Below are 23,466 nucleotides of genomic sequence, written 5' to 3'. Positions count from 1 at the left end.
TGCAGGTTGACGATAGATCGGCAGCCTTTATAATTCCTCGCAACACGGCCCCTGTCGGTTAATGCGCTTCGGCGCAGAGACTGCTCAGGGGTTTTTTTATTGCCGGCTTTTTTCAATTACCACTCGCGTAACTGCCAATTGCGGTCGACGCCCATGCCTTCCAGATTCAACTCAAGATGGTGCAGGTCTGGAAAGTCATGTTCCAACAATGTTTTCAGCCGACTTCCCCAGCTCGAAGATGGATTGATAACTCGCATCAGGTGTTGGGTGATGCACAGCAACATAAATGGTCGAGCGCGCCGGTGCACATCATCGTGAAACGCTGATAACGAAGGCGCTTGCTCAGCGGGCGGCAGTTTTGGCTGGTCAACGATGTTGCGGTTCCATAGGCGACTGTGATGAGCGCATACATTCCGCAAGTAGTTCAGGCTGCGTAACCAACTGGCGAAGACTCGTCCATTGCTGATGCCGTAAGCCATGGAAATAGTGTCCTGATCACGCTCGGCCATGCCTGAGTAGAGGGTCGACAACGTGCCAAAGTCCCATACCTCACATGCCACCCAGACCGCCAACGGTAAACCGTATTTTTCTTTGTTGTGACGGATGAAGTCTTCGTTCGAGCGGTTGATCAATGCTGCGTGTTTGCCGACCCACCCATGATGTTTGGTTAAGCCAGTCTTTCCATCCAGCTGGATAGAGAAGCTGTCATGGAATAGTTGGGGTTTCAGGTAGGCAAATTTATCGTGCCCGCCCAAGGTGTGAGAAATATCTACTCGGAGTGCTATTTCTATACGTTCCAGCGCATCCAGAGTTAACAAACGGAGCTTCTTATCGAAGACATACAGATCGATCGCATTCTGAAAGGTGGTACCGGGCTTGAATGTATCGAGGGGGAGTCGTGCAGGCTTCGTCTTAGAGGGTTTTTGATTCTTGTGCTGTAGAAGCGGACAACAGAGCTCTGTGCGTTCGCGAAAGGCAAACCAGTAGCCGCTGAGACGGTAGTAACCAATACGCTCCAGATATTCCAGGGCTTTAGGTGGGTCAGTGACGACCATGCCACGCGCGATGATCCGATCAAGCTGTTCCTGATAGCTCTGCCAAGGCTTTGGATAACCCTGCATCATTGATAAACCATCCTGGCTGCTGCGTGGCAGTCTTTTGTTGTATTCCAGTTGAAGCTCAGCGTGCGAACCGCCTCATTCTGCGGTTCTTCGTGCTTCTGGCGGCGAGCAATGTACCGTGATGGCGTCGCCCACGCTTATGCCGGAAGCATCCAGAGACAAAGACATCCAGATCCCAAGATGCAAAAAAGCCCCAGGCCTTTCGACCTGGGGCTTTCTCATCATATCTGGTGCACCCGGCGGGATTCGAACCCACGACCCCTGCCTTCGGAGGGCAGTACTCTATCCAGCTGAGCTACGGATGCTTGTGCGGGCGACATCATACCCATGTCGACCTTGGGCGTCCATGCTGGTCTTTGGGCGTTCACGTGTAGGAATTTGCCGTACAGAGGCCCTAAGCCGGGCACCGCCGATCAGCGCGCAGGAACCCGACCCATCTACGCTGATCAGATAAATCCGATAGATGCGTCGTTTTCGTTCTTTTTTTCGAACAGACTATTGCCCTGTACCCCCATTGATCCTAGGATTCGTTTGAGATTTCAAACGCTCTGTCTCCCGCGTGCGCTTTCACTCCTTTTGCGCGCTGGGGCTGATTTCCCTGACGGCAGCCCACAAGGCGCCTTTCAACAACTCTAATTCGCTCCGCGTGCGCGCGGTGCTGTTAAGGAAAGCCGACATGCAGCTTAAAGATGCCCAGTTGTTCCGCCAGCAAGCCTTTATCGATGGCGCTTGGGTCGATGCGGACAACGGTCAAACGATCAAGGTCAACAACCCTGCCACGGGCGAGATTCTCGGCACCGTGCCAAAGATGGGCGCCGCTGAAACCCGCCGCGCCATCGAAGCCGCCGACAAGGCGCTGCCGGCCTGGCGTGCACTGACCGCCAAGGAGCGCGCCAACAAGCTGCGCCGCTGGTTTGAACTGCTGATCGAAAACCAGGACGACCTCGGTCGCCTGATGACCCTCGAGCAAGGCAAACCGCTGGCCGAAGCCAAGGGCGAAATCGTCTACGCCGCCTCCTTTATCGAGTGGTTCGCCGAAGAGGCCAAGCGTATCTACGGTGACGTGATTCCTGGCCACCAGCCCGACAAGCGCCTGATCGTGATCAAGCAGCCGATCGGCGTGACCGCTGCGATCACCCCGTGGAACTTCCCGGCTGCGATGATCACCCGTAAAGCCGGCCCGGCCCTGGCCGCCGGTTGCACCATGGTGATCAAGCCGGCTTCGCAAACTCCGTTCTCGGCCCTGGCCCTGGTTGAGCTGGCGCACCGTGCCGGTATCCCGAAAGGCGTCCTGAGCGTGGTCACCGGCAGCGCCGGCGACATCGGCGGTGAGCTGACCAGCAACCCGATCGTGCGTAAATTGTCCTTCACCGGCTCGACCGAAATCGGTCGCCAACTGATGGCCGAGTGCGCCAAGGACATCAAGAAAGTCTCACTGGAGCTGGGCGGCAACGCGCCGTTCATCGTGTTTGACGACGCGGACCTGGATAAGGCCGTCGAAGGCGCGATCATTTCCAAGTACCGCAACAACGGCCAGACCTGCGTCTGCGCCAACCGTCTGTACATCCAGGATTCGGTGTACGACGCCTTTGCTGAAAAACTCAAGGTTGCAGTGGCCAAGCTCAAGATCGGCAACGGTCTGGAGGAAGGCACCACTACCGGCCCGCTGATCGACGAAAAAGCCGTGGCCAAGGTGCAGGAACACATTGCCGACGCCCTGAAAAAAGGCGCCACGCTGCTGGCCGGTGGCAAGGTGATGGAAGGCAATTTCTTCGAGCCTACTATCCTGGTCGACGTGCCGAAAGACGCAGCCGTCGCCAAGGAAGAAACCTTTGGCCCGCTGGCGCCGCTGTTCCGTTTCAAGGACGAAGCCGAAGTGATCGCGATGTCCAACGACACCGAGTTCGGCCTGGCCTCCTACTTCTATGCCCGCGACCTGGGCCGTGTGTTCCGTGTGGCTGAAGCCCTGGAATACGGCATGGTCGGCGTGAACACCGGGTTGATCTCCAACGAAGTGGCGCCGTTCGGCGGCATCAAGGCCTCGGGCCTGGGCCGTGAAGGCTCCAAGTACGGGATCGAGGATTACCTGGAAATCAAATACCTCTGCCTGGGCATCTAATCCGTCCGGCAAGGCATTGCAGCAAACGCAGAGGGCACGAGAGCGCTGACCCTTTGCGTGTTTCACCCCGTTATTCGTAGTGGCCGGGAACGCTGTGGCAGTCGATCATCGCATGCTGCCGCAGTTGCCTCCCCGCCACGTATTCCTTGGACCACGCCACCCGATGAGTGGCGAATGAGGACTTTATGAGCAAGACCAACGCATCCCTGATGAAACGCCGCGAAGCCGCTGTACCCCGCGGTGTTGGCCAGATTCACCCGATCTTCGCCGAATCCGCGAAGAACGCCACCGTGACCGACGTTGAAGGTCGCGAGTTCATCGACTTCGCCGGCGGTATCGCCGTGCTGAACACCGGCCACGTGCACCCGAAAATCATCGCGGCCGTGACCGAGCAACTGAACAAGCTGACGCACACCTGCTTCCAGGTACTGGCCTACGAGCCTTACGTGGAACTGTGCGAAAAAATCAACGCCAAGGTCCCAGGTGATTTCGCCAAGAAAACCCTGCTGGTCACCACCGGTTCCGAAGCCGTCGAAAACGCCGTGAAAATCGCCCGTGCCGCCACTGGCCGCGCTGGCGTGATCGCCTTCACTGGCGCCTACCACGGCCGCACCATGATGACCCTGGGCCTCACCGGTAAAGTCGTGCCTTACTCGGCTGGCATGGGCCTGATGCCAGGCGGCGTGTTCCGCGCGCTGTTCCCGAACGAACTGCACGGTGTGAGCGACGACGATTCCATCGCCAGCATCGAACGCATCTTCAAGAACGATGCCGAGCCGCGTGATATCGCTGCCATCATCATCGAGCCGGTGCAGGGCGAAGGCGGTTTCTACGTCGCGCCTAAATCCTTCATGAAGCGCCTGCGTGAACTGTGCGACAAGCACGGCATCCTGCTGATCGCTGACGAAGTGCAAACCGGTGCCGGCCGTACCGGTACTTTCTTCGCGATGGAACAAATGGGTGTTGCTGCCGACCTGACCACCTTCGCCAAGTCCATCGCTGGCGGCTTCCCGCTGGCCGGTGTGTGCGGCAAGGCCGAGTACATGGACGCTATCGCGCCAGGCGGCCTGGGCGGCACCTATGCCGGTAGCCCGATCGCTTGCGCCGCAGCCCTGGCCGTGATGGAAGTGTTCGAAGAAGAGCACCTGCTGGACCGCTGCAAGGCTGTCGGCGAGCGTTTGGTCACTGGCCTCAAGGCTATCCAGGCCAAGTACCCGGTGATTGGCGAAGTGCGGGCTTTGGGCGCGATGATCGCGGTCGAGCTGTTCGAAGGTGGCGACAGCCACAAACCAAACGCCGCTGCCGTTGCCGCCGTGGTGGCGAAGGCGCGTGACAAGGGCCTGATCCTGCTGAGCTGCGGCACCTACGGCAACGTGTTGCGCGTGCTGGTCCCGCTGACCTCGCCGGACGAGCAGTTGGACAAAGGCCTGGCGATCATCGAAGAGTGCTTCTCCGAGCTGTAAGCGGAGGCTGACCTGATCGACAGGAAAAACCCGCTTCGGCGGGTTTTTTTATGCCCATTGCCGCACATTCAGGCCGTGTTCATTGTACGTAGGCGCCTGCATTGTCTAAGGTGCAAGCATTGCCGATGGAGCGTGCTGGATGACTGCTGTTGATTTACCCGCTGTACCCCGCGTGTTGATTGCCGAGGCGGACCCTTGGTCGCGGGACCTGCTCAAGCAAGTGTTGTTGAATGTGCGCTGCGACGCGCGGCTGGATGTGTGTGCCGATGGTCAACAGGCGGCGACGTTGTTGCGAGAGAAAGCCTACGACCTGATCCTGGCCGATTGGGAGCTGCCGGGCATTGACGGCTTGAGCCTGCTGCGTAATGTGCGCCAGAAGCGCCGCTCGCCTGCGCTGCCGTTCATTCTGCTGAGCAGTCGCAATGACAGCGCCAGCGTGCGCGAAGCCTTGCCTCTGGCGCCCACGGCGTACCTGACCAAACCTCTGAACATGGAAGGGCTGACCCAGCGCCTGCAAGACCTGCTGCTCAATGAAGGCGAAACGGTGTACTGCGAGATTGCGCCGCTGTCACCGGGCATAACCTTGCCGGTGTTCCTTGAGCGCCGCCGCGAAGCGTCCGATGGCTCACCCTTGCGCGTCGATGTGAAAGCCGCCGTGCAACACAGCCTCGGGCCCGAAGGCCTGGACCTCAAGCGCCTGGATGACCGGGTGCGCATGGATCCGCAAATCACCGCCGTGCTGATCGCCGCAGCCAACAGCGCCGGCCATCACGGCAACCCCGTGCAAACCCTGCCTGCTGCCTTGCAAAAGCTGGTGCCTGGGCAAAGCATGAACCTGATTCTTGGCCTGGCGCTCAAACACAACGTGGTGCTGGGCGACCCGGCCCTGGTGGCCTATGCCGAGCGCCACTGGCAATTGTCCCAGGACACCGCTGACTACGCTCGACGGTTGGCGCGCATGCTCGAGCTGGACCACGAACGCTGTTACAGCGCCGCTATCCTCCATCGGCTCGGTGACCTGGCGCTGTTGCGCTGCCTGGAAGACTGGCGCCAGGGCGGCGGTGCATTGGATGACGAAGCGATTGGTGAATCGCTCTACACCTTCGGCGCCGCCTACGGTTCGGCACTGCGCGCGCGTTGGCGTTTGCCGCTGGAACTGCGCCAATTGATCGCGGCGATTTATTCGTTGGAGGGCGGTGTGTATGCCAGGGATGCATTGGTGGTGAACCTGGCGGCGCAGATGGCGCGTTTGACGGAACATGAGGGCTTGGAAGAGCTGGCCAGGGGCAAGACTGCGCGATTGCTCAAGGTCGGCTTGGCGGAGCTGACGCGGATCCGCAAGGCGTAGCGTCAGCCCGCAACGACGCGATTTTTGCCCAGGCGCTTAGCCTCGTACATCGCCGCATCGGCGCGGGCAAAAAGGCTGTCCAGGGTCGAGTCTTGCTCCGTGAGGCTGGCCAGGCCCTGACTGATGGTCACGCTGAACGCCTGGCCTTCATAGCTGAAACTCAGTTCCTGAATCTCCCTGCCCAGCCGCTCCGCCACTTGCAGGGCCATCTCCGGCGCGCAGCCGGGCAGGACGGCTGCGAACTCTTCGCCACCAATGCGCCCGAACAGGTCGCCACGACGTAATACCCCGCGACCGCTCTCGGCGATACGGCGCAACACTTGGTCGCCTTCCAGGTGGCCATAGCTGTCGTTGACGTCCTTGAAGTCGTCGATGTCCAGCAGCAGGAAGGCCAGCGGCGCACCTTGGGCACAGGCCGTATCGAAGGCCTGGTTGGCGCATTCGAAGAAGTGCCGGCGGTTGCTGCTCTGGGTCAACACATCGGTGGTGGCCAGGCGGTGCAACTCCAGCTCCAGTTGTTTCTTCTCGGTGATGTCTTCGGCCATGCCCACCACGATCAACGGTTCGCCGGGCTCGACCTGCTGGTTGATGTAGCACTTGTCGCTCAGCCAGCGGATCTGCCCATCGGCGGTGATGATGCGGTACTCGCGGTCCTCCACGGCGCCTTGTTCCAGCACGCGGGCCAGGCTGTGCTCGGCGTAGTCGAGGTCTTCGGGGTGAATGCTGTTGCGCCATTCACGATGGTCGGCCAGCAGCAGGCCCGCGGGACGGCCGAAAACGCGTTCATAGGCCGGGCTCACATACAGCACACGGCGAGTTTCCCAATCGATGGCCCATAGCACGGCGTTCACGCTTACCAGCATCGAACTCAACAGCTGCTCACGCTCGCTCAACCGCTCGACTTCACCCTGGGCATGCACCAGCGCCAACAGGGTCGCGGCGGCAGCCGGACGCGGATGTTCAGCGGTGGGCGGATCGGGCAAGTAGGGATTTTCGTGAACCATCGGCACAACTCTCTCTGGGCGCGCCGCAGGCTGGAGCAGCGGTCACTACAAGGGGCCACCATGATGGCGAAGTGTTCATTGAGAGAGGGGAATTGCAGTGAAGTTCCGTCAACAGGACCGATTGCCGGTGCCCGGTAAATGACGCCAAAAAGCCGATAGGTGGGAGAGCAAGCCCTCCCACCGCACCATCAGACTGCCGCAGGACGCAGCGAATAGGTCTTCAATTGGTGAGCAAAATCCCGCAGGGACTGGATGCCGCTGGCCTCGGCCTCATGCACCCATTCCTTGATCGCCGCGAGCATATCGTGGCCATTGGAACTGGTCTTGAGCCAGATCTGCTGCAGCGCCAGGCGCTTTTCGTAGATCACTTTCAGCGCTTGGCTGTGTTCCAGCATGCTCTGGATACGCACGTGGTGGCGGTCATCCAACAAACTGGTTTCCCGCGACAGCAGGCGCTTGGCACGGTGAAATTGGTGGCGAACGGAGTGATCGACCTTTTCCAGCTCCTGCTTGACCAGTGGGCCGATAACCAACTTGCGGTACTGGGCCATGATCTGGAAGCGGTTGTTGAGGATCGCCATGGCGGTGTCCATGTCCAAATGGCCTTTGCCTTCCACGCGGTGGGCGATGGGCGCGACGCGTTGCACCTTGGCCAGGCGCAAGAAGCTGAAGACCTTGATCCAGGCCCAGCCCATGTCGAACTCCCACTTCTTCACCGACAGCTTGGCGGAGTTGGGGTAGGTGTGATGGTTGTTATGCAGCTCTTCGCCACCGACGATGATGCCCCACGGCACCAGGTTGGTCGCCGCGTCACGGCATTCGAAGTTGCGATAGCCCACGGCATGGCCCAGGCCGTTGATCACGCCAGCGGCCCAGAACGGAATCCACATCATCTGGATCGCCCAGATGGTAATGCCGATGGTGCCGAACAGCAGCAGGTCGATCACGCCCATGATTGCCACGCCCAGCAGCGGGTAGGGCGTGTAAATTTTACGTTCGATCCAGTCTTCCGGGCAGTTCTTGCCGTAGATGCGCAAAGTCTCGGGGTTTTCGGCCTCGGCGCGGTACAGCTCGGCGCCTTTGCGCATCACGGTGGACAGGCCCTTGATGACCGGGCTGTGCGGGTCGTCGACGGTTTCGCACTTGGCGTGGTGCTTGCGGTGGATGGCGGTCCACTCGCGGGTGTTCTGCGCCGTGGTCAACCACAGCCAGAAGCGGAAAAAGTGTTTCAGGCCGGCATTGAGCTCCAGGGAGCGATGGGCTGAATAGCGATGCAGATAGACTGTGACCGCAACGATGGTCACGTGGGTCATCAACAGAGTGACCGCCACCAGTTGCCAGGCTGACAGGTCAAGAAAACCGTTGTACCACATAGGCTGTATGGCCCTCAGATAAAGAAAAGAACAGCTCACGCATTATCACTAAGCCTACAGAGAAAACCAGCCGCCCTTTCAGATAGGAGTGACTGGATGTTTCTTATTCTATAATCCGCAGCCTTTGTAGGGCGATTCTGTTTTTTTGGTAAGGATTACTGACCATATGCTGTTTTCATACCGAGGTGCCCTGCGTGCGGGGCTGGTATACCTGCTGGTTTCCGTTCTGTGGATCGGCGTAACCCAGCGCCTATTGATCGAGTTTCTCGATAACCCGAGTGAGCTGAACCACTGGCTGCAGGTGCGCGGCTATGTGTGGGTGGCGCTCAGCGCCCTGGCGATCTACCTGATCTGCGCCCGGTTTGCCCGGGCCCATCAGTTGCAACAGCCCCTGAAAGAGAACCGCGAACGCCTGCGCCAGGCCGCTGCCGTGTTCGATTGCACCCGCGAAGGCGTGTTGGTGACGGATGCACAGGGGCTGATCGTGCACGTCAATCGGGCGTTCATGGAAATCACCGGCTACAGCCGCGAAGACGTCATGGGGCATCAGCCCAGCCTGTTCAAGTCCGGTCGCCATTCGTCGAATTTCTATCAACAGATGTTCCAAAGCCTGGAGCGCACCGGCGAATGGAGCGGTGAAATCTGGAACCGCCGCAAAAGCGGTGAGATTTATCCACAGTGGCAAACCATTCGGGTGATTCACGATGACCAGGGCCAGGTCAGCCATTACGTCGCGGTGTTTTCCGACATCAGCGCCATCAAGGACTCCGAGCACGAACTGGCCCACCTCGCGCACCACGATCCGCTGACCGACCTGCCCAACCGCCTGCTGTTCACCGACCGCGCCGAGCAGGCGCTGGCCTCGGCACAGATCCACAAACGCGGCTGTGCCCTGCTGTTGTTGGACCTGGACCACTTCAAGATCATCAACGACAGTCTGGGCCATAACGTCGGTGACCAGTTGCTCAAGCTGGTGGGTGAACGCCTCAAGGCGCTGTTTGGCCCTGGCGTGACGCTTGCGCGCCTGGGGGGAGATGAGTTCGCGGTGCTGGCGGAAAGTTGTCCACAGGTGGCCCAGGCGGCGGGCCTGGCGCAGCGCATGCTGGACGCGATGAAACAGCCCTTCATCTTCGACGGCCACCAGCTGTTTATCAGCGCCAGTATCGGGATCAGCCTGTTCCCCAACGACGCGCTGAGCGCCGAGCAGTTGCTGCGTAACGCCGATTCCGCGCTGTTCAAGGCCAAGAGCGCCGGGCGCGAAGGCTACGCCTTGTACACCGAGGAGCTGACCGCCCACGCGCAGAATCGCGTGGAAGTCGCCAGCGAGCTGCGCCGCGCCCTCGAACAGCAGGAGCTCTGCGTCTATTACCAACCCGTGCACGACCTGCACAGCAGCCGTCTGATCGGCGTCGAAGCGCTGGTGCGCTGGCAGCACCCGGAGCGCGGCCTGGTGCCGCCGGGGGAATTTATCCCGATCGCCGAGCGCACCGGGTTGATTGCCGAGATCGATGCGTGGGTGATGGACCAGGCGTGTCGGCAGATGTGCCAATGGCTGGCTGATGGCGCCCCGCTGAGTTTTATCGCCATCAATGTGTCCAGCCGCCTGTTTGCGCGGCGTGAGCTGTATGAACAGGTCGCCCAGGTGCTGCATGACACGGGCCTGGATCCGGCCTTCCTGGAGTTGGAGGTCACCGAGAGCGCGGTGATGGAAGACCCGGAGGTCGCGCTGGAGCAGATGCACCGTCTCCGGGAGTTGGGTTTGCGCCTGGCCATCGATGATTTTGGTACGGGTTATTCGTCGCTTCTGCGCCTTAAGCGCCTGCCGGTGCAGAAGCTCAAGATCGACCAGGGCTTTGTTGCCGGGCTGCCCTGGGACGAAGATGACGCGGCCATCGTGCGCGTGGTGATCGCCCTGGCTAAAAGCATGGGCATGCAGGTGCATGCCGAGGGGATCGAGCAGGTTGAACAGGCGCGGTTTCTGTTGGATCAGGATTGCGATATGGGGCAGGGGTATTGGTTTGGCCGGCCGATGCCGGCGCAGGAAATTGATTGGTCGCGGGCCCCCGTAATCGGACAGGCATAACGCGATCAATGTGGGAGCCGGGCTTGCCCGCGACGGCGGATTGTCAGTCGACAATGATGTTGGCTGGCACACCGTCATCGCGGGCAAGCCCGGCTCCCACAGGGTTCAGTGGCACCCATAAAGAAGTATTTTCGAGCTGAAAGCTGTTGCAACCCCACGCCCCACCAGAAAATTCTTTCTGGTTATATAAACATTCTTAAATAGTATTTTTAAGAATATCCGCGCTTATCTACTATCGCTCTCACGCCGCAAGCAGTGCCGCCACTGCGAGGCACTATTCATTTCAGGAGCGAGACCATGAGCGCATCTCTACGTAGCGTCGACGGCCAGGACGAAGCAGCCATTTTGCGTGAGATCCAGAGCGCCTTGCGCGATCTGCGGTTTGGCGCGGTGGAAATCACTGTGCACAACGCGCAAGTGGTACAGATCGAACGCAAAGAAAAATTCCGTTTGCAGAACCCGGGTAACAAACCGAGCTAAGCACTGACGGCGATAGACCCGCACTTAATAAGAAAAAGCCAACACCCCAGAATTTTCAGGAGCTTCTATGTCGTCGATTCGCCGTTATGCCCTGGCCGCCCTGGCCAGCGCCGTGTTTGCAGGTTCCGCCGTTGCCAAGGACTACGAGTTGCTCAACGTCTCGTACGACCCGACCCGTGAGCTGTACCAGGACTACAACGCTGAGTTCACCAATTTCTGGAAACAGTCCCACCCCGGCGACAACGTCAAGATCCAGCAATCCCACGGGGGGTCGGGCAAACAAGGCCGCGCGGTGATCGACGGCCTGCGCGCCGACGTGGTCACCCTGGCCCTGGCCGGTGACATCGACGAAATCGCCAAGCTGGGCAAGACCCTGCCGGAAAACTGGCAGACCCGCCTGCCGGACGCCAGCACCCCGTACACCTCGACCATCGTGTTCCTGGTGCGCAAGGGCAACCCTAAAGGCATCAAGGATTGGGGCGACCTGATCAAGAAAGACGTGTCCGTGATCACCCCGAACCCGAAAACGTCCGGCGGCGCCCGCTGGAACTTCCTCGCCGCCTGGGCCTACGGCCTGAAAACCGGTGGCAGCGAAGCCAAGGCCCAGGAATACGTGAAAGAACTGTTCAAGCACGTACCTGTGCTGGACACCGGTGCTCGCGGTTCAACCATCACTTTCGTCAACAACGGTCAGGGTGACGTGTTGCTGGCCTGGGAAAACGAAGCGTTCCTGGCGTTGAAGGAAGACGGCGGCGCCGACAAGTTCGATATCGTCGTGCCGTCCCTGTCGATCCTCGCGGAGCCGCCAGTGGCCGTGGTCGACAAGAACGCCGAGAAAAAGGGCAACACCGAAATCGCCACTGAATACCTGAAACACCTGTACAGCCCGGCTGGCCAGGAGATTGCGGCGAAGAACTTCTACCGCCCACGCGATGCGAAAGTGGCCGCCAAATACGCCCAGCAGTTCCCGAAACTGGACCTGGTGACTATCGACAAAGACTTCGGCGGCTGGAAAACTGCCCAACCGAAATTCTTTAACGACGGTGGCGTGTTCGACCAGATTTACACCGCGCAGTAAGCCGAGCAACAACCCGCCCACGGAGCCCGCATTCACCTGCGGGTTTTGTGTGTCAGTTCCCTTAACCAAGGACTCTTATGTCGCGTCGTATCTCCCCCGTCATACCCGGCTTCGGGCTGACGCTGGGCTACACCGTGGTGTACCTCAGCCTGATCGTACTCATCCCCCTCGCGGCGATGTTTGTACACGCCGCTCAACTCACCTGGGATCAGTTCTGGAACATCATCTCCGCACCACGCGTGCTGGCGGCGTTGCAACTGAGCTTCAGCACCGCGCTGTACGCCGCGTTGATCAACGGCGTGATCGGTACGCTGCTGGCCTGGGTGCTGGTGCGCTATACCTTCCCCGGCCGCAAGGTCATCGATGCGATGATCGACCTGCCATTCGCCTTGCCCACCGCTGTCGCCGGTATCGCACTGACGGCGCTGTACACGCCTAACGGCCTGGTTGGCCAGTTCGCCGCCGACCTGGGCTTCAAGATCGCCTACACCCCGTTGGGTATCACCCTGGCGCTGACCTTTGTCACGCTGCCGTTCGTGGTGCGCACGGTGCAGCCGGTACTGGCCGATATCCCCCGGGAAGTCGAAGAAGCCGCCGCCTGCCTGGGCGCCAAGCCGTTGCAGGTGTTCCGTCACATCCTGGTGCCCGCGTTGCTGCCGGCCTGGTTGACCGGTTTCGCCCTGGCGTTTGCCCGTGGCGTCGGTGAGTACGGTTCGGTGATCTTCATCGCTGGCAACATGCCGATGAAAACCGAGATCCTGCCGCTGCTGATCATGGTCAAGCTCGACCAATACGACTACCGCGGCGCCACGTCCATCGGCGTGCTGATGCTGGTGGTTTCCTTTGTCCTGCTGCTGCTGATCAACTTGTTGCAGCGGCGCATCGAACGTCCATAAGGAGGCGCGGAACATGTCCCAATCGTCTATTTCCGCCGCGTCCTCGGCCAACGCCGCCCGTCGTGGCAGTGCTGCATCGCGACGTATCCTGATCGGCCTTGGCTGGCTGGTGTTTGCGCTGTTTTTACTGTTGCCGCTGTTTATCGTAGTGACCCAGGGCTTGAAGAATGGCCTCGGCGCGTTTTTTACCGCGATCCTTGAGCCCGACGCGTTGTCGGCGCTGAAACTCACGGTGATCGCCGTGGTGATTTCGGTGCCGCTCAACCTGGTGTTCGGCGTCAGCGCCGCGTGGTGCGTGAGCAAGTACTCGTTCCGTGGCAAAAGCATCCTGGTGACGCTCATCGATTTGCCGTTCTCGGTGTCGCCGGTGATCGCCGGCCTGGTCTATGTGCTGATGTTCGGCGCCCAGGGTTTCTTTGGCCCGTGGCTGCAGGACCATGACATCCAGATCGTGTTCGCCTTGCCCGGCATTGTGCTGGCAACCATCTTCGTCACCGTGCCCTTCGTGGCCCGTGAGCTGATCCCGCTGATGCAGGAGCAGGGCACCCAGGAAGAAGAGGCCGCGCGCCTGCTCGGTGCCAATGGCTGGCAGATGTTCTGGCATGTGACCGTGCCGAACATCAAATGGGGTTTGATCTACGGCGTGGTGCTGTGTACCGCGCGGGCCATGGGTGAGTTCGGCGCGGTGTCGGTGGTGTCCGGCCACATTCGCGGCGTGACCAACACCTTGCCGCTGCATGTCGAGATTCTCTACAACGAATACAACCACGTTGCCGCGTTTGCGGTGGCGAGTCTGTTGCTGATCCTGGCGCTCTTCATCCTGCTGCTCAAGCAGTGGAGCGAGAACCGTATAAACCGCCTGCGCGCCGGTGCGGCTGAGGAATAAGTCATGTCGATCGAAGTCCGTAATGTCAGCAAGAACTTCAACGCCTTCAAGGCCCTGAACAGCATCAACCTGGACATCCAGAGTGGCGAGCTGGTGGCCTTGCTCGGCCCGTCCGGCTGCGGCAAGACCACCTTGCTGCGCATCATCGCCGGCCTGGAAACCCCGGATGACGGCAGCATCGTGTTCCACGGTGAAGACGTCTCCGGCCACGACGTGCGTGATCGCAACGTCGGCTTTGTGTTCCAGCACTACGCGCTGTTTCGCCACATGACCGTGTTCGACAACGTGGCATTCGGCCTGCGCATGAAGCCTAAGAACCAGCGCCCGAGCGAAAGCCAGATTGCGGTCAAGGTGCATGAGCTGTTGAACATGGTGCAGCTGGATTGGTTGTCGGATCGCTACCCGGAGCAGCTGTCCGGTGGTCAGCGCCAACGTATCGCCCTGGCCCGTGCCCTGGCGGTGGAACCCAAAGTGCTACTGCTCGACGAACCCTTCGGCGCCCTCGACGCCAAGGTGCGTAAAGAACTGCGCCGCTGGCTGGCGCGTCTGCACGAAGACATCAACCTGACCTCGGTGTTCGTGACTCACGACCAAGAAGAGGCCATGGAAGTCGCCGACCGCATCGTGGTGATGAACAAGGGCGTGATCGAGCAGATCGGTTCACCGGGTGACGTCTACGAAAACCCGGCCAGCGATTTCGTCTATCACTTCCTGGGTGATTCGAACCGCTTGCACTTGGGTGAAGACAAACACGTACTGTTTCGCCCGCATGAAGTGTCGCTGTCGCGGCATGAGCTGGAAGACCATCACGCGGCCGAAGTGCGTGACATCCGCCCGCTGGGCGCGACCACGCGTGTGACCTTGAAGGTCGAAGGCCAGAACGAGTTGATCGAAGCCGAAGTGGTGAAAGACCACGACAGCCTGACCGGCCTGGCCCGGGGCGAGACGCTGTTCTTCAAGCCCAAGGTTTGGCAAAAAGCCTAAGTACCCATGGAGATCAATGTGGGAGCTGGCTTGCCTGCGATAGCAACACCTCGGTATGACTGTTAGACCGAGGTGATGCTATCGCGGGCAAGCCCGGCTCCCACATTGGATCTCTATTAACTTTCAGACCGTGACGCGTTTTTCTCTGATGGCCACCGGCCCGGAGCGTTCTTCAATCTGCTGCTTGAGCCCCTGCCGCAACCCCAGCAAAAACGCCAACTCCGCCACCACAAACAGCGGCCCGACGATCAGCCCCGACACATCATCCACAAACGCCGGTTTCCTGCCTTCGTAGTAATGCCCGACAAACTGAATCACCCAGCCCACAACGAACATGCCGATACCGCTGCTCAGCCACACTAATGTGCTCTGCGCCGCCAGCACATGCCCGGCCCACACCGACAAGCCTATCAACACCGTCATCAGCACGCCCAGCGCCAGTTCGAGGCGCAGGTAAAACCATGCCGAAAACAGCGCGAGCAGAACGGCCGGTGAGATCCACACGCCACCTGCGGCCCACTCCGGGCGTGACAGCAGCACGGCCACCGCGACGACAATCAGCGGAATGCCGATAAAGTGGCTGGCGATGTTGCGTGGGTCGCGGTGGTAGGCAGCGTATTGACTGAGGTGGTCGACGAGGCTTTTCATTGTTGTTCCTCCTGTAGGATGCTTGATCATGCCCTGTCACCCGGTGGCGAACTGTCAGCTGGGCGACAATCTTCGGAGTTCTCATGGACGCAGAGCAATGGCACGCGCGGTTGGCCACCGGTCATTGGTTCAGCCGCCTGCCGGGACCTTTTCAGCATAGCTTGCTGGCCCATGCCCGGCTGCGGCAGCTTACGGCTGGGCAGTACCTGTTCAAGCGGGGTGATCCGCCATGTGGTTTGTATGCGGTACTCGACGGCAGCCTGCGGGTCAGTGCGGTGAATGAGCAGGGCAAAGAAGCCATCCTCAGCCTGGTCGAGTCGCCCTACTGGTTCGGTGAAATCTGCCTGTTCGACGGTCTGCCACGCACCCACGACGCCTGCGCCGTCGGGCCGTGCACATTGTTGCAAGTGCCGCAGCAGGCGCTACTGAACATCCTGGATGAAAATCCCCGGTACTGGCGTGACCTGGCCTTGCTGATGAGCCAGAAATTGCGCCTGAGTTTTATCGGCCTCGAACAACTCAGCCTGATGCCGGCCTCGGTCAGGTTGGCCCATCGATTGTTGATGATCGTCGAGGGCTACGGCGATATCGACCATTCAAAACGCGTGCTGCAATTGCCCCAGGAAGATCTGGCGGCAATGTTGAGCCTGTCGCGTCAGACCACCAACGCCTTGCTCAAGGACCTGCAAGCCCAGGGCATCGTGCGTTTGGGGTACGGCGAGATCGAAATCCTCGACGCGCATCGGCTGCGGGAGGCGGGGCACACCTGAGGGTGTTAGCCTGCACGCCTGATCAATCGAGGTGTGTTATGCGCGTGCTGTTAGTGGAACATGAGTCCGACGAGGCACAGCGGATGGCCTGGGGCCTGAACGAAGCCGGTTACACCGTGGAAGTGGCGGCCAATGGCATGGCGGCGTTGCGGCTGGTGGAAAGCACCGAATACGACCTGGTGATCCTGGATGTGATGTTGCCGGGATTGAATGCCTGGAAGTTGCAGCAGGCGATTCGCTTGAAGGGCAAGACGCCGATGTTGTTCCTGACGACCCCTGGGGGTATTGAAGACCGCCTGCGCGGGTTGGAACTGCATGAGGAAGACTATTTGCTCAAACCCTTCGAAGCCAAGGTTCTTGTTGTGCGGGTAAAGAAATTGTTGCGGCGTGATCGCGGGCGCTGAGTTGTTTGAGCGATCGCTATCGCAACCCATCCCGAAACTGCCCCGGCGTCATCCCCGTCCAGCGCTTGAACGCACGGTTAAAGCTGCTGGTATCTGCAAAACCGAGCAGATGGCTGATTTCCGCCAGTGAGCACTGCGGGTCACGCAGGTGCAGCAGCGCCAGGTTCTCACGGCACTCATTGAGCAGCGCATCAAATCGGCACCCCTCATCCGCCAGGTGCCGCTGCAAGCTGCGCAGGCTCAGGTGCAGCGCCTGGGCGACGCGCTCGGCGCTCGGCTCGCCATCGGGCAACTGCGCTTCGATCACGCGGCGGACCTTGCGCTCCCACGTCAGCGGTTGCAGTTGGGCGAGGGTGCGCTTGAGCACGGTTTCGTTATGTTCGGCCAGTTCGGGGTTGGCATCGTCCAGGTGGCTGTCGAAATCCTGGGCGGCGAACTCCAGGCGGTCCTCTTCAGCGCCGAAAAACATCGGCGCGCGAAACACCGTATGCCAGGGCTTTGGATCGAGTGGCTCCGGGCGCCGCAAGTACACGGCCAGTGGCGCATAGTCGCGGCCCAGGCGATTGCGGCAGGTACGCACATAGATCGCCGCAAACGCATCGATGGCCTCGAACGCCGGTGCCGGGCTGTCCGGCGGTTGCAGCAGGCGAAAGCGATAACGCTCACCCTCGCGACTCAGCTCCAGCGTCAGGGCATCACTGACCACCTGGTGATAACGCACGATGCGCTCGAATACTTCCCGCAAGCTGCCACTGGCCACCAGCGCATACCCCAGCGCATGAAAGGTGGTGGGGCTGACAAATCGCGACACCCGCAGCCCAATCGCCGGATCACCACTGGCCTGCACCGCCAATTCCCACAGACGCGTGGTGGCCGACAGCGGGTAGCGCGCGTTGGGATCGTCCATCTGCTGTGGGTCGAGCCCGGCTTGCAGGCACAACCCGGCGCTGTCGAGGCCCAGGGCATCGAGCTGCTTGCGCAGGGCGCGGGTCCAGCTGGCGAGGGAAGTGGGTTCGGTCATGACGATTGGCGCTTGCGGTCAACAGGTTGGCGTCCGGGGCTAGCATCCTGATTGAGCGCTTGGGGCAGGATGTGAGCCTCAATAAGCAAGAGGATGGGAGCATGGACGGTACTTCTGCAAGTCCCCAACAGATGAACGCACAACAGCGTTCGGCGCATATCCGTGAAGTGGTGCTGGCCGAAGGCGTGCGCCTGCGCCAGCAACACCCTTGGTTGCTGCATCAGGATGCGTTGGGCGCGGGCATCCTGGCGTTTGCGCTGCTCGGCATGCTGGGCTCGGCGGCGCTCTATATCACGGGCCATATGGCCTGGTGGGTGTGCTTGTTGTTGAACGCGTTCCTGGCTTCACTGACCCACGAGCTGGAACACGACCTGATCCACAGCATGTACTTTCGCAAGCAGCGCCTGCCCCATAACCTGATGATGGGCCTGGTGTGGCTGGCGCGGCCGAGCACCATAAACCCGTGGGTGCGCCGGCACCTGCATCTCAACCATCACAAGGTCTCCGGCACCGAGACCGATATGGAAGAGCGCGCCATTACCAACGGTGAGCCCTGGGGCTTTGCGCGGTTGTTGATGGTTGGGGATAACGTCATGTCGGCCTTCATCCGCATCCTGCGGGCCAAGACCTGGAAGCATAAACTGGCGATCCTCAAGCGCTCGCTGCTGGTGTATGCGCCGCTGGCGCTGCTGCATTGGGGCGCGTGGTATGTGTTCCTCGGCTATCATGCGGCCAACGGCATTGCCAGTCTGCTCGGTGCGCCCATCGCATGGTCAGCCGGCACCTTGCAGATGATGCAGGTGATCGATATCGCCGCCGTGGTGATCATCGGCCCTAACGTGTTGCGCACCTTTTGCCTGCACTTTGTCAGCTCCAACATGCACTACTACGGCGATGTGGAACTGGGCAATGTGATCCAGCAGACCCAGGTATTGAACCCCTGGTGGATGTGGCCGTTGCAGGCGTTCTGCTTCAACTTCGGCAGTACCCACGGCATCCACCATTTTGTGGTGAAGGAACCGTTTTACATCCGTCAGATGACGGCCAAGGTGGCCCACAAGGTGATGGCGGAGATGGGCGTGCGCTTCAATGATTTCGGGACGTTTGCGCGGGCCAACCGGCTGGGTTTTCCACCGCCAGCAGGGTTTCGATCAGCGCCTTCGCCGCAGGCGACAAACGCACCCCAGCGCGGCTGATCACCCCGCAACGGTTGCTGAGGCTGTCCAACGCGTGCGGCAGATTGCGCCAATGCAGGACCTGCAATTGGCCACTGGCGAATGCCTCGACGAAAGCCTCCTCGGCACCCAGGCCGATGGCGTCGGATTGCCGCACAATGGTGGCCAGCGCCGCGAACTGTTCAAGCTCGATGGCGGGTGCAAAGTCGATACGCCCGCTGAGGTTGGCCAGCAGTTTGCGAATGCCGGGCGCAATCAGTGGCGTGGCCAGCGGGTAGCCGAACAAGTCGTTGGTGGACAGGCTGTCCTTGGCCAGCAGCGGGTGTCCGGCGCGGCAGAAAAACACGCTGCGCCGAGGCGCTAGGGCTTGAGTCTGAAAGTTCGGGTCGGCCTCGAAGTGACGCACGTCGGCGATAAAAAATTCAATCTCTTCACGGTTCAGGCTGCGCCCGAGTTTTTCCCAGTTATCCACCTGCAAGGCAGTGCGCACCTTGGGGTAGGTGGAGATAAAGCGCGCCATCGCCTGGGGCACCAGGTTCACGGCGGCCACGGCGTCGCCACCGAAGCGCACTTCGCCGGCGTCGAGTTTGGTCATGCGTGTGACTTCATGGCTCAGCAACGCCGCGCCTTGCACCAGGCTCAACGCGTGTTGCAGCACCACCTGGCCTTCCGGGGTGGGACGCAGGTCTTTGTTCGCGCGGTCCACCAACACACAGCCGAATTCCTGCTCCAGGCCCTGGATGCTGCGGCTGAATGCCGGCTGCGTGATGCCCATGGCATCCGCCGCGCGCACGAAACTGCGGTGCTCGTTGAGCGCGATGAAGTAGCGCAGTTGGCGAAGGTCCATGGTATGCCCGGCATCCTTTGGGGGAACCGGGATTTTAAGGGGGTTGCTTATTCCGTCAATTAAGCATTCTTGTTTTATCTAGATCTTAAATGCATATCTATAGAGCGGGCGCCGTGCGGTAGGTGGCGGGGCTGAATACCCGGGTCACCACCAGCATCGCCACCGCTGTCACCGTCAGCACCACCCAGGCACTGACAAAACTGCCGGTGAGCTCGCGCAGCCAGCCGGTCAGCCACGGCGAAATAGCATTGATCAAAAAGCCCACGCCCTGCACGAACGCCGCCAGTTGCCCGGCTTGGCGTGGGTCGCGGTGGTGGTCGAGGGTCAGCAGCAGGCTCAGGGCAAAACACGCGCCCAGGCCGAAGCCACACAGCGCCACCCACAGATGGGGAAACTGTAACGGCGCCATCAGCAGGCCGAGATAGCCAATGGTTTGGGCCAGCAGGCTGATCCACAGCAACGGCCGCCGGTCGATCCCGCGTTGCGCCAGTACCGGCATCAACAGTGCGGCGATTACCTGGAAAATGGTCATGAAGGCCAGCAGCGAGCCACTGGGCAACACGTCCCAACCCAGTTGCTGATAGTAGGCCGGCAGCCACGCGACCATGCTCATGTAGCCGCAATTCACCAGGCCAAAATACAGCGCCAGCAGCCACGCACGGCGATTGCGCAGACCCTTGAAGGCGGGGATGACGTTCGCGCTTTTTGCCGCGCCCAGTGGCAACCAGGCCCACAACAGCAGCGCGGCCAAGGCCGGCAGCAACCACACACCGAGCCCGGCTTCCCACTGCTGGAAATGCGTGGCCACCACTGGGCTGAGCAGCGCCGCCAGCCCGCCACCGGCCATCAGCGAGGCCGAATACACGCCCATCGCCACCGGCACGCGGTGGTGAAATTCGCGCTTGATCATCGCTGGCACCAACGCCTGGATCAACGCGACACCGGCGCCACCGAGCAACGCGGTCACCAGCAGCGTCGAACCCTGGCCCATCAGCCAGCGGGCCAGGCACGCCAGCAGGATCATCATCAAGCCCAGGGCAATGCCACGGCGTTCACCCAGTTGCGCTTCAACCCGCACGCCCACCAGCGCCACCAGGCCCATGCACACCACGGGCAGGCTGGTGAGCAGGGCGCTGCTCTGGAAGCTCAAGCCCGTGGCCAGGCGAATCTCGCCGAGCAACGGGCTGATGGAGCTGAGGATCGGCCGCAGGTTGAGGCCCAGGACGACCAACAGGCCCCAGCCAGCGAGGGATTTATTCAGGGGCATGCAGGTTTTTCCAGTGCTGGTACAGCGTGGTCATGGCCGCATCCGGCAGATGCTGGATCGGCAGGCGCTGCTCGCTCACTGGCAGGCCCACCTGCTGCCCGATCGCCGCTGTCGTCAGGCCAAAGGGCTCGGCCATTTCGTTGCTGGCGGCAAACACCACCCGTTCCACACCGCACAGATACATGGCGCTCAGGCACATCGGGCAGGGTTGGCCGCTGGCGTAGATCACGCAGCCATCCAGGCGTGTGCCGAGTTGCCGGCTGGCAGCGCGGATCGCCAACAATTCGGCGTGGGCGGTAGGGTCCTGGGTCAGATGGATTTCATTCACCGCTTCAACCAGCACTTCGCCGCCTTGCGTCAACACCGCGCCAAACGGTCGGCCACCCTGGGCGACGTTGGTCTGGGCAAGTTGGATCGCGCGTTGCAGGTGCTGGTGATCGTCGGTCATGGAAATCCCTCCGGGCATGATTGGAGGGTGAAGTATGGGTAGCCGTCAGAGTATTCTGAAATTAAATATAACCATGCCAACCAGTGGCAAATGGAATGGTAAGCGCCCATGTTCGATCCCGTGTTATTGCGCAGCTTTGTCGCCGTCGTGGATTGCGGCAATTTCACCCGCGCCGCCGAGCGTCTGCACCTGACCCAATCCACGGTCAGCCAGCAGATCCGCCGATTGGAAGAGGCGGTGGCATGTCAGTTGCTTGACCGCGATCAGCGCCGCGTGGTCGCTACGGCGGAAGGCGAGCGCTTGCTGGCCTATGCGCGGCGCATCCTGGCGCTGCATGAAGAAGCCGCCGATGTGTTGATCAGCCAGCAAAGCGACGGCGTGTTGCGCCTGGGTGTGCCGGAGGACTTTGCCTCCGAACGCCTCATGCCGCTGCTCTCGGCCTTTGTACTGGCGTTTCCAAGGGTGCGTCTGGAAGTCACCAGCGGCCTGGGCCCCGAGTTGCAGCGCCAGTACCGCAGCGGAGAGTTCGACGTGTTGTTGGTCAAGCAGATGGGCGACAGCGACGACTGCCTGGCCTCATGGCCGGAGCCCTTGTGCTGGGTGGACAGCCGCAGCACGCCGTCCCTGGGGCGCGATCCTCTGCCGTTGGTGGCATTTCCCGTAGGCGGCCTGTACCGCAATGAAATGCTGCAACACTTGGAAGTGGGCGGCTGGCGCTGGCGCATCGGGTACTCCAGCGCGAGCCTGGCGAGCGTGTGTTCGGCGGTGGCGGCGGGGTTGGGCATCAGTTTGTTACCCCGTCGCGTCGTACAGGCAGGGCATAGCGTGCTGGGCCCGGACAGCGGCTTGCCCAGGGTGCAGGGCGTGCGTCTGGCGTTGTATGGCCGCAGTGGCTTGGGCGCGGCTGGGCAAAGCCTACAACGCCAATTGCTTGATTTGTGTGCAAACAGCCCTGCCTGATCAATGCTTTTACTGAATATTTCTTATGCCTGAAAGGCATTCAAAAACAACGCCTTTGCGCCAGCCCCCGCAGGACGGGGCTTTGCCGTGTCCAAGTGTTTCATTTATTCAATTTAGATCTATGTATAACTTTAAAGATTACTTTAAGAGATAAGCGTCTGGCCCCGATGATTCAACCCTCGACGGCCTTCCACGCAGGCCTGTCGGTTTTTTTGTTTCAAAACCGTAGGGAGTGAATCAATGGGCAATGTCCAGACCGCCGCCAGTGCACACGAGGCGCAATGGCGCCAGGCACCGGGTGGTGAGTTGGTCGACCTTGGCCGGCCGCACCGCGCGCCGTTGGGGCAGTTGCGCACGCAGAAAACGCCGAAGCGTTTCTCCAGCCGTCGCGAGGGAATTCTGCTGGGTTTGCTGGTGCTGGCCCTGCACGGTGCGGTGATCTACTGGGTGAGCCAGAAGCCGACCCCGGTGTTGCCGATCGTGCCGCCGGAAATTCCGCCGATGACGATCGAGTTTTCCCAACCGGCACCTCCCGTGGTGGAACCGCCGCCTCCCGTGCCGCCGCCACCACCGCCGCCTGTTGTCGAGCCACCGCCGCCGGTGGTGAATGAATTGGCCGCCAAGCCAGCGCCGCCTAAACCGATTCCGAAACCCAAGCCTAAGCCGGTTCCAAAGCCTGAGCCCAAGCCCGCACCGAAGCCCGTCGAGCAGCCGCCCGCGCCACCGACACCGGCACCACCTGCGCCTCCAGCACCACCGGCGCCGGCCCCGGTAACACCCGCTTCGGCCAACGCCGCGTACCTGAAGAACCCGGCGCCGGAGTACCCGTCACTGGCGCAGCGGCGCGGTTGGGAAGGCACGGTGTTGCTCAGGGTGCAGGTACTGGCCAGTGGCAAGCCGGGTGAGATCCAGATCCAGAAAAGCAGCGGTCGCCAGCAACTCGACGACGCCGCCCTGGCAGCGGTGAAGCGCTGGAGCTTTGTACCGGCCAAGCAGGGCGATGTGGCCCAGAACGGCTGGGTCAGCGTACCGATCGATTTCAAGATTCACTAACTATTCGGCTGCGGTGTGTTGCACACGCCGCGACCTGC

22 protein-coding genes and 1 tRNA gene are annotated in these 23,466 nt (G+C 60.8%); 14 read left to right on the top strand and 9 right to left on the bottom strand.

Features of this window, described 5'->3' with window-relative positions:
- Window positions 1-116: 116 nt before the first annotated feature.
- Window positions 117-1,124 (bottom strand): Abi family protein, encoded by a 1,008-nt coding sequence (locus ACP7BX_RS27160; RefSeq protein WP_426130732.1) that lies wholly within the window; start codon window positions 1,122-1,124, stop codon window positions 117-119.
- 225 nt (window positions 1,125-1,349) lie between these two features.
- Window positions 1,350-1,426: transfer RNA gene (locus tag ACP7BX_RS27155), tRNA-Arg, on the bottom strand.
- Between the two features lie 371 nt (window positions 1,427-1,797).
- Here ACP7BX_RS27155 and gabD point away from each other — a divergent pair.
- The 3 genes from gabD (at window position 1,798) to ACP7BX_RS27140 (ending at window position 6,051) form a co-directional block, all read left to right on the top strand.
- The gene (gabD, locus tag ACP7BX_RS27150) at window positions 1,798-3,240 is read left to right on the top strand and encodes an NADP-dependent succinate-semialdehyde dehydrogenase (protein ID WP_426130734.1); all 1,443 of its coding nucleotides are present in this window, start codon (window positions 1,798-1,800) and stop codon (window positions 3,238-3,240) included.
- Between the two features lie 185 nt (window positions 3,241-3,425).
- Window positions 3,426-4,703, top strand: coding sequence for a 4-aminobutyrate--2-oxoglutarate transaminase (gene gabT / locus ACP7BX_RS27145; RefSeq protein ID WP_033898922.1), 1,278 nt, complete (start codon window positions 3,426-3,428; stop codon window positions 4,701-4,703).
- 139 nt (window positions 4,704-4,842) lie between these two features.
- Complete coding sequence (locus ACP7BX_RS27140; protein WP_426130736.1) at window positions 4,843-6,051, top strand: HDOD domain-containing protein; 1,209 nt, start codon at window positions 4,843-4,845, stop codon at window positions 6,049-6,051.
- Between the two features lie 2 nt (window positions 6,052-6,053).
- Here ACP7BX_RS27140 and ACP7BX_RS27135 read toward each other — a convergent pair whose 3' ends face one another.
- Both ACP7BX_RS27135 and desA read right to left on the bottom strand, forming a co-directional pair.
- Window positions 6,054-7,055: a GGDEF domain-containing protein gene (locus ACP7BX_RS27135; RefSeq protein WP_426130738.1), complete on the bottom strand. Its 1,002-nt coding sequence runs from the start codon at window positions 7,053-7,055 to the stop codon at window positions 6,054-6,056.
- A gap of 188 nt (window positions 7,056-7,243) precedes the next feature.
- On the bottom strand, window positions 7,244-8,428 hold the full coding sequence (desA, locus tag ACP7BX_RS27130) for a delta-9 fatty acid desaturase DesA (protein ID WP_033898911.1): 1,185 nt from the start codon (window positions 8,426-8,428) through the stop codon (window positions 7,244-7,246).
- A 166-nt stretch (window positions 8,429-8,594) separates the two neighbouring features.
- On the opposite strand from desA, the gene dibA reads away from it, so the two are divergent.
- The 6 genes from dibA to ACP7BX_RS27100 all read left to right on the top strand — a co-directional run bounded on the left by dibA (window position 8,595) and on the right by ACP7BX_RS27100 (window position 14,835).
- The gene (gene dibA, locus ACP7BX_RS27125; RefSeq protein ID WP_426130740.1) at window positions 8,595-10,511 is read left to right on the top strand and encodes a phosphodiesterase DibA; all 1,917 of its coding nucleotides are present in this window, start codon (window positions 8,595-8,597) and stop codon (window positions 10,509-10,511) included.
- Window positions 10,512-10,808: 297 nt separating this feature from the next.
- On the top strand, window positions 10,809-10,991 hold the full coding sequence (gene oscA, locus ACP7BX_RS27120; RefSeq protein WP_003170956.1) for a sulfur starvation response protein OscA: 183 nt from the start codon (window positions 10,809-10,811) through the stop codon (window positions 10,989-10,991).
- A 67-nt stretch (window positions 10,992-11,058) separates the two neighbouring features.
- Window positions 11,059-12,069, top strand: a complete 1,011-nt coding sequence (locus ACP7BX_RS27115) for a sulfate ABC transporter substrate-binding protein (RefSeq protein WP_028615255.1) — start codon at window positions 11,059-11,061, stop codon at window positions 12,067-12,069.
- A gap of 77 nt (window positions 12,070-12,146) precedes the next feature.
- Window positions 12,147-12,965 (top strand): sulfate ABC transporter permease subunit CysT, encoded by an 819-nt coding sequence (cysT, locus tag ACP7BX_RS27110; RefSeq protein WP_016975029.1) that lies wholly within the window; start codon window positions 12,147-12,149, stop codon window positions 12,963-12,965.
- 13 nt (window positions 12,966-12,978) lie between these two features.
- Window positions 12,979-13,851, top strand: coding sequence for a sulfate ABC transporter permease subunit CysW (cysW, locus tag ACP7BX_RS27105; protein WP_010214166.1), 873 nt, complete (start codon window positions 12,979-12,981; stop codon window positions 13,849-13,851).
- Window positions 13,852-13,854: 3 nt separating this feature from the next.
- Complete coding sequence (locus tag ACP7BX_RS27100; protein ID WP_033898897.1) at window positions 13,855-14,835, top strand: sulfate/molybdate ABC transporter ATP-binding protein; 981 nt, start codon at window positions 13,855-13,857, stop codon at window positions 14,833-14,835.
- 123 nt (window positions 14,836-14,958) lie between these two features.
- On the opposite strand, the gene ACP7BX_RS27095 is transcribed toward ACP7BX_RS27100, so the two are convergent.
- On the bottom strand, window positions 14,959-15,483 hold the full coding sequence (locus ACP7BX_RS27095; RefSeq protein ID WP_426130743.1) for a DUF962 domain-containing protein: 525 nt from the start codon (window positions 15,481-15,483) through the stop codon (window positions 14,959-14,961).
- A gap of 83 nt (window positions 15,484-15,566) precedes the next feature.
- Here ACP7BX_RS27095 and ACP7BX_RS27090 point away from each other — a divergent pair, with 83 nt between their 5' ends.
- Window positions 15,567-16,253, top strand: coding sequence for a Crp/Fnr family transcriptional regulator (locus tag ACP7BX_RS27090; protein WP_314524279.1), 687 nt, complete (start codon window positions 15,567-15,569; stop codon window positions 16,251-16,253).
- 38 nt (window positions 16,254-16,291) lie between these two features.
- A complete protein-coding gene (locus ACP7BX_RS27085) occupies window positions 16,292-16,657 on the top strand; it encodes a response regulator (RefSeq protein WP_033898890.1) in 366 nt (121 codons plus the stop codon).
- A 16-nt stretch (window positions 16,658-16,673) separates the two neighbouring features.
- Here ACP7BX_RS27085 and ACP7BX_RS27080 read toward each other — a convergent pair whose 3' ends face one another.
- Window positions 16,674-17,678 carry an AraC family transcriptional regulator gene (locus ACP7BX_RS27080; protein ID WP_314524280.1) on the bottom strand — a complete coding sequence of 335 codons (1,005 nt, stop codon included), beginning with the start codon at window positions 17,676-17,678 and terminating at the stop codon, window positions 16,674-16,676.
- A gap of 101 nt (window positions 17,679-17,779) precedes the next feature.
- Between ACP7BX_RS27080 and ACP7BX_RS27075 the strand changes: the two genes are divergently transcribed.
- Window positions 17,780-18,874: a fatty acid desaturase gene (locus tag ACP7BX_RS27075; protein WP_426130746.1), complete on the top strand. Its 1,095-nt coding sequence runs from the start codon at window positions 17,780-17,782 to the stop codon at window positions 18,872-18,874.
- Here the strand turns inward: ACP7BX_RS27075 and ACP7BX_RS27070 are convergent.
- From ACP7BX_RS27070 to ACP7BX_RS27060, 3 genes are all read right to left on the bottom strand, one after another.
- Window positions 18,765-19,700 (bottom strand): LysR family transcriptional regulator, encoded by a 936-nt coding sequence (locus ACP7BX_RS27070; RefSeq protein WP_426130748.1) that lies wholly within the window; start codon window positions 19,698-19,700, stop codon window positions 18,765-18,767. The two genes, ACP7BX_RS27075 and ACP7BX_RS27070, sit on opposite strands and share 110 nt — an antisense overlap.
- A 97-nt stretch (window positions 19,701-19,797) precedes the next feature.
- The gene (locus tag ACP7BX_RS27065) at window positions 19,798-20,967 is read right to left on the bottom strand and encodes a CynX/NimT family MFS transporter (protein ID WP_426130750.1); all 1,170 of its coding nucleotides are present in this window, start codon (window positions 20,965-20,967) and stop codon (window positions 19,798-19,800) included.
- A complete protein-coding gene (locus ACP7BX_RS27060; RefSeq protein WP_426130752.1) occupies window positions 20,954-21,415 on the bottom strand; it encodes a nucleoside deaminase in 462 nt (153 codons plus the stop codon). The genes ACP7BX_RS27065 and ACP7BX_RS27060 overlap by 14 nt, the downstream gene beginning before the upstream one ends.
- A gap of 108 nt (window positions 21,416-21,523) precedes the next feature.
- Here ACP7BX_RS27060 and ACP7BX_RS27055 point away from each other — a divergent pair, with 108 nt between their 5' ends.
- Entirely contained in the window at window positions 21,524-22,375 is an 852-nt protein-coding gene (locus ACP7BX_RS27055; RefSeq protein ID WP_033898878.1) for a LysR family transcriptional regulator, read from the top strand.
- A gap of 240 nt (window positions 22,376-22,615) precedes the next feature.
- Window positions 22,616-23,428, top strand: a complete 813-nt coding sequence (locus ACP7BX_RS27050) for an energy transducer TonB (RefSeq protein ID WP_426130754.1) — start codon at window positions 22,616-22,618, stop codon at window positions 23,426-23,428.
- The last annotated feature ends 38 nt before the right edge of the window (window positions 23,429-23,466 follow it).

It is taken from the genome of Pseudomonas sp. DWP3-1-3b3, assembly GCF_049896305.1.
Classification (GTDB): Bacteria; Pseudomonadota; Gammaproteobacteria; order Pseudomonadales; family Pseudomonadaceae; genus Aquipseudomonas; species Aquipseudomonas azotoformans_A.
The sequence above is the reverse complement of the archived record's forward strand: the minus strand, read 5'-3'. Positions and strand labels throughout refer to the sequence as shown.